The following is an 8,355-nucleotide window of genomic DNA, read 5'->3' on the forward strand; positions in this document are numbered from 1 at the left end:
CACGGCCGCGACGAGGACGGCCGCGCACACGAGTGCGGCCGCGGCGAACAGCAGGCCGATCAGGAGACCGGTGAAGATCGTACCCAGAACGCTGCCGAAGAACCCGAAGGTGATGTCGTGCGGGCCCACGTCCGAGAGCGAGACGAGGTCACCGCCGAGGGCCGCCGCCATCAGCCAGACCACCCCGGCTCCCAGCGGCAGCGTGCTCAGCGCCTTCAGGGGGCCGACGACGCGGCGCGCGTACGCGCGGCGCAGGGGCGACGGGGCCGAGAGGACGCACAGGCCGACGCCGATGACAGCGGCCGCCAGGATGATGGCGCAGCCGATCAGCAGTTCCTCCAGCTTGCCGAGTACGAAGTCCTGTCGACCGTCGCGCAGCGGGTAGGCCAGCAGCAGCCAGGACATGCTCGCCACCCCCAGGGCCGTGCGGATGCGCTGCATCCTGGAGATGACCGGATCCTCGATGCGGTGCGGGGTGGAGGGGCTGGTCAGCGCTCGGGCCGCCGCCAGGGGGTTGGGCAGGGCGCCTGCCCGCGCGCCGAGGTGCTGACGCGTGGTCAATTGAGCTCTCCGGAACATGTGTGCTTACGCCGAGGGGGCCTGACTTAGTCACCGGGCTTCGTCACCGGGCGTGCGCCACCCTAGTCGATCATGTTCGCGTCCCCTATTATCGTCATGGAGACGATAATAGGGTTATGATCCACCTCATGGACAACCAACTGCGGGACGAGAACACCGACAAGCCCTGCTCCGTCGGCACGGACGAGGAACTCGCGTGGCGAGCCGCCGCGTTGGCGACCGCATGGGTCTGCCCGGGCACGCCGCTCTCGCAGCGCCAGGGGTGGGACCTGGTGGGTCTTCAGCACATGGGCTCCGCGCAGGGAGAGACGTACGCCTGGGGGCGGGTGCTGAAGTGGGAACGACGGCTGGCCGAGGCCTTGACCTGCGCCGAGGTCCCGACCGTGGACGACGATGCAGGAGGGGTCATGTCTCGCCACCGCCTGGCGGAGGCGCGACGGGTGGCCACCTCGGCCATGCGTGACATGCTGCTCGCCGGAATAGCCTCCGGGGAGCAGACCAACCAGATCTGGCGGAACGGTTCGGGCCCCGATCCGCGGGAGGAGTTGCGCGCCTTCATCGCATCGCACGGGGGATGAGCCCCGCCGCTCAGCCCGCCCGCTCACCCTCGCCCCCCGCCTCGGCCGGATCGGCTCGCGTACTGCCCTGCTCCGGCCCGCCCGGCCCTCGTGGCTGCTCCCAGCCCCTCCGCGGCTAGCGCGGCGTGTCGGCGTCAGCGTGGGCGTCAGCGTCGGCGACGGTGTCCGTGTCCGCCTGTGCGTCCGCCTGCGTCGCCACCGCCTTCGCCCAGCGGTAGTCCGCCTTGCCGCTGGGGGAGCGCTGCACGGCGGGTGCGATGACCAGCTGCCGGGGGATCTTGTAACCGGCCAGCCTGGTGCGGCAATGGGCCTGGATCTCGTCCAGGGTCGGCTCCGGCGAGCCGGCCCTGACCTGCACCACCGCGGCGACGTGACTGCCCCACTGCGGGTCCGGGACGCCGGCCACCAGCGCGTCGTACACGCCCGGATGGGACTTCAGCGCCTGCTCGACCTCCTCCGGGTAGACCTTCTCGCCCCCGGTGTTGATGCACTGCGAGCCGCGTCCGAGGACCGTGACGATGCCCTGCTCGTCGACGGTCGCCATGTCGCCCAGCAGCACCCAGCGTTCCGTGCCCTTCTGGAAGAAGTTCTCGGCGGTCTTCGCCGGGTCGTTGTAGTAGCCGAGCGGGACGTGGCCGCGCTGCGCGAGGCGCCCCGGTTCGCCCACCCGTACGGGCTCGTGCGTCACCGGGTCCACCACCTGCGTACGGTCGTTGACCTCCAGGCGGAAGCCCTTCTCCGGGCCGGAGTCATCCGTCGCCCTGCCGTTGGAACCGGACTCGGACGACCCGAAGTTGTTCAGCAGCAGCACATGCGGCACGAGCCGCTGGAACTCGGCTCGCACGGTCTCGGACATGATCGCCCCGGATGAGGAGACGCTGAACAGCGAGGACAGGTCCGTCCCCCGGAGCGGGCCGTTCAGGGCGTCGATCAGGGGCCGGAGCATGGCGTCGCCCACCAGCGACACGCTGGAGACCTTCTCCTTCTCGACCGTACGGAGCACTTCCTCGGGGACGTACTTGCGGTGGATGACGATCCGCTGGCCGTAGTTGAGAGCGACGAACGAGGTCAGCGTCGACGTGCCGTGCATCAGCGGGGGAGCGGGGAAGAAGGTGAGCCCGGCGCCGCCCGCCGCCACCCGCTCGGCCAGTTCCTCGGGCCGCTTCACCGGCTCACCGGCGGGGTCGCCGCCGAAGAGCCCCGCGAAGAAGAGGTCCTCGGCCCGCCACATGACGCCCTTCGGCATGCCGGTGGTGCCGCCGGTGTAGATGATGAAGAGGTCGTCCGCCGACCGGGCCAAAAACCCGCGCTCGGGAGAGCCGGCCGCCTCCGCGTCGGCGTACGCGACCGGCGTGACAGCGGGCTCCGGGGCGCCCTCGGGGGCGGGCCCGACCCGGATCAGGTGGCGCAGCTTGGCGCTCTGCGGCAGCGCGGCCGCCACCCGTTCGGTGAACTCGCCGTCGAAGACCAGCGCGGCGAGGTCGGCGTCGTTGTAGAGGTAGACCAGTTCCTCCTCCACGTACCGGTAGTTGACGTTCACCGGTACCAGCCGGGCCTTCAGGCAGGCCAGGACGGTCTGCAAGTACTCGATCCCGTTGTAGAGGTGCAGGCCCACGTGCTCGCCGGGCGTCAGTCCGCTGTCCAGCAGGTGGTGGGCGATGCGGTTCGCCGCCGTGTCCAGTTCCGCGTACGTGAGGCGGCGCTCGGCGCCGGTGCGGGGGTGGTCCACGTAGACGAGGGCCTCACGGTCCGCAACCACGTCCACGACCGACTCGAACAGGTCGGCAAGGTTGTACTCCACCGTTCCTCCTGACCCCGGAAGTCCCCGTGGCGGAACGCACGGGCGGTCTGCTCCGGCGGTCATTACAGCGCCGCCGATCCCAACTGGGAAGGGCGCCGCCCAAGAAAACTGACTGTGTGTCAGAAAACTATTGAACTGCGACCGCCCCTACTGCAACCTGTTCTAGGTCTGGAGAGGGAGGACGGCAATGGGTGGGACGGAACACCTGACCGTGGAACGGCACGGCGCCACTCTGGTGCTCACCATGAACAGACCCGAGGCGAAGAACGCGCTCTCGCTGCCGCTGCTGGTGGGCCTGTATGACGGCTGGCTGGAGGCGGACGCCGACGACGAGATCCGCTCCGTGGTGCTGACCGGCGCGGGCGGGGACTTCTGCGCCGGCATGGATCTCAAGGCGCTGGCCGGCGGTGGCGGGGGGATGGCGGGCGACCACTACCGCGACCGGCTGACGGCCGACCCCGACCTGCACTGGAAGGCGATGCTCCGCCACCACCGGCCCCGCAAACCGGTGATCGCGGCGGTGGAGGGGTACTGCGTGGCCGGCGGGACGGAGATCCTCCAGGGCACCGACATCCGCGTCGCCGGTGAGGGCGCCACCTTCGGGCTGTTCGAGGTCGCACGAGGCCTCTTCCCGATCGGTGGCTCCACGGTCCGGCTGCCGCGCCAGATTCCGCGTACGCACGCCCTGGAGATGCTGCTGACCGGGCGTCCGTACCCGGCCGAGGAGGCAGCCCGGATCGGCCTCGTCGGGCACGTGGTGCCCGACGGAACGGCGCTGGACAAGGCCCTGGAAATCGCCGAACGGATCAACGCGTGCGGGCCGTTGGCTGTCGAGGCGGTGAAGGCTTCCGTGTACGAGAGCGCCGAGCTCACGGAGTCGGAAGGGCTGGCGGCGGAGCTCCGGCGGGGGTGGCCGGTCTTCGACACGGCGGATGCGAAGGAGGGGGCGCGGGCCTTTGCGGAGAGGCGGGCGGCGGTGTATCGGCGGGAGTAGCCGCCCTTGGCCTCCCGGCCCGGGCGCCGGTGTCTGTACCCGGGGCCTGCCGGCCCCCGGGCCCCGACGCTGGGCAGCTCGATCCGGTCCCTGCGGGCCGGCTGTTGGGGCGCTGCCCCAGGCCCCGCGCCTCAAACGCCGGCGGGGCTGGATATGCCGGCCGGAGGTGTCCCCGGGGCTGCCAGCCCCGGGCCCGGTCGCGGGCCGGCTGTTGGGGCGCTGTCGCAGGCCCCGCGCCTCCTCAAACGCCGGCGGGGCTGGGAATGCCGGGCTGGAGTCGTTGCACCGTTACGGAGAATCGGAGAGTCAGCATGACCGCTGCGTCGCCACCCGAAGTGCTGCGCGCGCCACTCGTCGTGGAGTTTCCCTTCACCCGGTCACTCGGGCCCGTACAGAGCGCCTTCCTCACCGGGCTGCGCGAGGGCGTCGTGCTCGGCGTACGGACCTCCGACGGCAGGGTGATGGTGCCGCCCGCCGAATACGACCCCGTCACCGCCGAGGAGATCCGCGAGCTCGTCCAAGTCGCCGCCACCGGCACCGTCACCACCTGGGCCTGGAACGGCCGGCCCCGCTCCCACCAGCCCCTCGCCACCCCCTTCGCCTGGGTGCTGGTCAAGCTCGACGGCGCGGACACCGCCCTCCTGCACGCCCTCGACGCGCCCGGCCCCGAGGCCGTGCGCACCGGTATGCGCGTCCGCGTCCGCTGGGCCGCCGAGCGCACCGGATCCATCACCGACATCGCCTGTTTTGAACCGGACATGGGCGCCGAGGCCGCCGCCGAAGGCGTCGAGCCACCCCGCCCGGTCCCGCACGACGGCGTGTTCACCGACCCCGTCACCGGCATCGTCGCCGCCGCCCGCCTGGACTACACCTACAGCCCCGGCCGCGCGCAGACCGCCTACATCAACGCCCTCGCCGAGCGGAAGACCGTCGGCGAGCGCTGCCCCTCCTGCCACAAGGTGTACGTCCCGCCGCGCGGCGCCTGCCCGACCTGCGGGGTCGCCACCACCGACCGGGTCGAGGTCGGCCCGGCAGGCACGGTCACCACGTACTGCATCGTCAACATCAAGGCGCGCAACGCCGGCAACGACGACATCGAAGTCCCGTACGTCTACGCCCACATCGCCCTCGACGGCGCCGCCCTCGCCCTCCACGGCCGCATCGGCGGCATCCCGTACGACCAGGTCCGCATGGGCCTGCGCGTCGAACCGGTGTGGAGCGACGGCGGCCGCTACCCCGACCACTACCGCCCCACCGGCGAGCCGGACGCGGACTACGACGCGTACAAGGAGCTCATCTGATGCCGACGCCGCCGACGACGCCGACGACGCCCGTAACACTTCTGACACCCACGAGGCCCAGGCCCGCCCGTGACGTCGCCGTCGTCGCCTTCGCGCAGAGCGACCACACGCGCCGTAGCGACGAGCTCAGCGAAGTCGAGATGGTCATGCCCGTGCTGCACCAGGTACTTGCCCGGACCGGGCTGAAAGCCGGCGAGATCGGTTTCACCTGCTCCGGCTCCAGCGACTACCTGGCGGGCCGGGCCTTCTCCTTCACCATGACCCTCGACGGGGTCGGCGCCTGGCCGCCGATCCCGGAGTCGCACGTCGAGATGGACGGGGCCTGGGCCCTCTACGAGGCCTGGGTCAAGATCCAGACCGGCGAGGCGGACACCGCCCTCGTCTACGGGTACGGGAAGACCTCGCCCGGATCCGTACGCGATGTCCTGACCCGCCAGCTCGACCCCTACTACGTCGCCCCCCTGTGGCCCGACTCGGTCTCCCTGGCCGCCCTGCAAGCCCAGGCACTCATCGACGCGGGCCATACCGACGAACCGGCCCTGGCCGCCATCGCCGCCCGCAGCCGGGCCGCCGCCGAGACCAATCCGCACGCACAGCTCACCGGCGCCGTCCCGCAGGGCGACTACCAGGTGGCGCCGCTGCGCACCGGGGACTGCCCGCCCGTCAGCGACGGCGCCGCCGCGGTGATCCTGGCCGCCGGAGACCTCGCCCGGCGGCTCTGCGAGCGGCCCGCCTGGATCACCGGCATCGACCACCGCATCGAGGCCCACGGTCTGGGCCTGCGCGACCTCACCGACTCCCCGTCCACCCGGCTGGCCGCCGAGCGCGCCGGAGTCTTCGAGCGGCCGGTGGACACGGCCGAACTGCACGCCCCCTTCTCCTCCCAGGAGGTCGTGCTCCGCAACGCGCTCGGGCTCGGGCCGGACGTCGCCGTCAACCCGTCGGGCGGGGCGCTCGCCGCCAACCCGGTCATGGCCGCCGGCCTCATCCGCATCGGTGAGGCGGCAGCCCGGATCCACCGCGGCGCATCCCACCGGGCCGTCGCGCACGCCACCTCCGGCCCCTGCCTCCAGCAGAACCTGGTCGCCGTCCTGGAAGGGGAACCGGCATGAGCGGGACGGGCAAGGAACCGGTCGCGATCGTCGGCATCGGCCAGACCAAGCACGTCGCGGCCCGCCACGACGTGTCCCTCGCGGGGCTGGTCCGCGAAGCCGCCGCCCGCGCCCTCGCGGACGCCGAGCTGACCTGGGCGGACATCGACGCGGTCGTCATCGGCAAGGCCCCCGACTTCTTCGAGGGCGTGATGATGCCGGAGCTGTACCTGGCGGACGCGCTGGGCGCGGTGGGCAAACCGATGCTCCGCGTGCACACGGCGGGCTCGGTCGGCGGTTCCACCGCCCTGGTGGCCTCCCAGCTCGTCGCGGCCCGCGTGCACCGCACCGTCCTCACCCTGGCCTTCGAGAAGCAGTCCGAATCCAACGCCATGTGGGGCCTGTCGCTGCCCGTCCCCTTCCAGCAGCCGCTGCTGGCCGGCGCCGGCGGCTTCTTCGCCCCGCACGTGCGGGCGTACATGCGGCGCACCGGCGCCCCCGCGACCGTCGGCTCGCTCGTGGCCTACAAGGACCGCCGCAACGCGCTGAAGAACCCGTACGCGCACCTGCACGAGCACGACATCACGCTGGAGAAGGTCCAGGCCTCGCCGATGCTGTGGGACCCGATCCGCTACTCGGAGACCTGCCCCTCCTCCGACGGTGCCTGCGCGATGGTCCTCACCGACCGGGCGGGAGCGGCCCGTTCGCCGAAGCCGCCGGCCTGGATGCACGGCGGGGCGATGCGCAGCGAACCCACGCTCTTCGCGGGCAAGGACTTCGTCTCTCCGCAGGCGGGCAAGGACTGCGCCGCCGACGTCTACCGGCAGGCGGGCATCTCGGACCCGCGCCGCGAGATCGACGCGGTCGAGCTGTACGTGCCGTTCTCCTGGTACGAGCCGATGTGGCTGGAAAACCTCGGCTTCGCGGCGGAGGGCGAGGGCTGGAAACTCACCGAGGCCGGGGTCACCGAACTCGGCGGCGACCTCCCGGTGAATCCCTCCGGCGGCGTCCTGTCCACCAACCCGATCGGCGCCTCCGGCATGATCCGCTTCGCGGAGGCGGCCCTCCAGGTCCGCGGACAGGCCGGTGAACACCAGGTGCCGGGAGCCCGCCGGGCGTTGGGACACGCGTACGGAGGGGGCGCGCAGTTCTTCTCGATGTGGCTGGTGGGGGCCGAGCAGCCGACCTCCTGAGGAGGACCTGCCCCGCCGCGAGCGGAGGGGGCGGGTGCCGGACCGGCCGCGTGTGACTGTACGTGGTCTGTGCGGCACCCGCCGCGATGGTTAACCTTGCCCCCGGACGACGTACCGGGAGGAGCACGCACGTGGCCGAGAGCATGACTTCACAGCCCCTGGCCGGCTGGGGCAAGCCGGACCTCGATCTCACCGGAGCCGACTGGCAGTCGAGCAGCCGGGGGGCCGGTGACGTTCAGATCGCCTTCGTCGAGGGCTTCATCGCGATGCGCAACGGCGACCGCCCCGAGAGCCCCTCGCTGATCTTCGCGCCGGACGAGTGGCGCAGGTTCGTACTGGACGCCCGGGGTGGCGAGTTCGACCTGACGTAGGGCGGCGGCACCCCCGCCGCCACCGCCTGCTACGTCCTGTCCGGGCGATCTTCGTGGATCAGGTCGCGTTGTCTGGTGCGGTGCATCGCAAGGCGGAGGGGCGCAGCAAGTACGTGGCCGTACTCGCGCGCCTCGACGACGCGGAGAGGTGCCGTGCCAGGCAGCGCGGGCCCGCGGAGATCGCCCGGACAGGGCTAGGGGGGCGGGGCGTTCGCCGGTAGCTCACGGGGAGCGGATCCGCCGCCCGGCGGGCAGGGTGGTCCGCACGGACCACCCTGCCCGGCTCTCCCACTTCCGGCACGAAGCGGCGGTCTTCGAAAAGACCGTCCGCCGGGCCGTCGGCCCCGGGCGGCCCGCGCCGGCGGTCCCCTCCTGCCCCGGCGCCATGGTGTCCGACCTGATCGGGCACCTGGGGAGTCCAGCGGTACGTTGCCCACCTCCTGCCGG

Annotated in this window: 8 protein-coding genes; 6 read left to right on the top strand and 2 right to left on the bottom strand. The window is 71.9% G+C overall.

From position 1 onward, the window contains the following. Positions 1–561, bottom strand: a 561-nt coding sequence (locus ACWDX7_RS28145; RefSeq protein ID WP_451752023.1) for a hypothetical protein, incomplete at its 3' end; no start/stop codon positions are given. Positions 562–707: 146 nt separating this feature from the next. Here ACWDX7_RS28145 and ACWDX7_RS28150 point away from each other — a divergent pair. Continuing rightward, positions 708–1,157 (top strand): hypothetical protein, encoded by a 450-nt coding sequence (locus tag ACWDX7_RS28150; protein ID WP_451488369.1) that lies wholly within the window; start codon positions 708–710, stop codon positions 1,155–1,157. A 115-nt stretch (positions 1,158–1,272) separates the two neighbouring features. Here ACWDX7_RS28150 and ACWDX7_RS28155 read toward each other — a convergent pair whose 3' ends face one another. Next, entirely contained in the window at positions 1,273–2,958 is a 1,686-nt protein-coding gene (locus ACWDX7_RS28155; protein WP_451488370.1) for an acyl-CoA synthetase, read from the bottom strand. A 187-nt stretch (positions 2,959–3,145) separates the two neighbouring features. Between ACWDX7_RS28155 and ACWDX7_RS28160 the strand changes: the two genes are divergently transcribed. The 5 genes from ACWDX7_RS28160 to ACWDX7_RS28180 all read left to right on the top strand — a co-directional run bounded on the left by ACWDX7_RS28160 (position 3,146) and on the right by ACWDX7_RS28180 (position 7,908). Next, a complete protein-coding gene (locus tag ACWDX7_RS28160; protein ID WP_451488371.1) occupies positions 3,146–3,952 on the top strand; it encodes a crotonase/enoyl-CoA hydratase family protein in 807 nt (268 codons plus the stop codon). A gap of 311 nt (positions 3,953–4,263) precedes the next feature. Continuing rightward, entirely contained in the window at positions 4,264–5,253 is a 990-nt protein-coding gene (locus ACWDX7_RS28165) for a Zn-ribbon domain-containing OB-fold protein (protein WP_451488372.1), read from the top strand. Then, positions 5,253–6,365 carry a thiolase domain-containing protein gene (locus ACWDX7_RS28170; RefSeq protein WP_451488373.1) on the top strand — a complete coding sequence of 371 codons (1,113 nt, stop codon included), beginning with the start codon at positions 5,253–5,255 and terminating at the stop codon, positions 6,363–6,365. Before ACWDX7_RS28165 ends, ACWDX7_RS28170 begins: the two co-directional genes overlap by 1 nt. Continuing rightward, complete coding sequence (locus tag ACWDX7_RS28175; protein WP_451488374.1) at positions 6,362–7,537, top strand: thiolase domain-containing protein; 1,176 nt, start codon at positions 6,362–6,364, stop codon at positions 7,535–7,537. Before ACWDX7_RS28170 ends, ACWDX7_RS28175 begins: the two co-directional genes overlap by 4 nt. Before the next feature lie 143 nt (positions 7,538–7,680). Then, positions 7,681–7,908: a DUF397 domain-containing protein gene (locus ACWDX7_RS28180; RefSeq protein ID WP_451488406.1), complete on the top strand. Its 228-nt coding sequence runs from the start codon at positions 7,681–7,683 to the stop codon at positions 7,906–7,908. Positions 7,909–8,355: the final 447 nt, after the last annotated feature.

Source organism: Streptomyces sp. NPDC003034 (assembly GCF_053591375.1).

Coding starts and splice junctions, on each gene's coding strand:
- ACWDX7_RS28175 (WP_451488374.1), top strand. CDS start 6,362: ATGAGCGGGACGGGCAAGGAACCGGTCGCGATCGTCGGCATCGGCCAG.
- ACWDX7_RS28170 (WP_451488373.1), top strand. CDS start 5,253: ATGCCGACGCCGCCGACGACGCCGACGACGCCCGTAACACTTCTGACA.
- ACWDX7_RS28150 (WP_451488369.1), top strand. CDS start 708: ATGGACAACCAACTGCGGGACGAGAACACCGACAAGCCCTGCTCCGTC.
- ACWDX7_RS28180 (WP_451488406.1), top strand. CDS start 7,681: ATGACTTCACAGCCCCTGGCCGGCTGGGGCAAGCCGGACCTCGATCTC.
- ACWDX7_RS28165 (WP_451488372.1), top strand. CDS start 4,264: ATGACCGCTGCGTCGCCACCCGAAGTGCTGCGCGCGCCACTCGTCGTG.
- ACWDX7_RS28160 (WP_451488371.1), top strand. CDS start 3,146: ATGGGTGGGACGGAACACCTGACCGTGGAACGGCACGGCGCCACTCTG.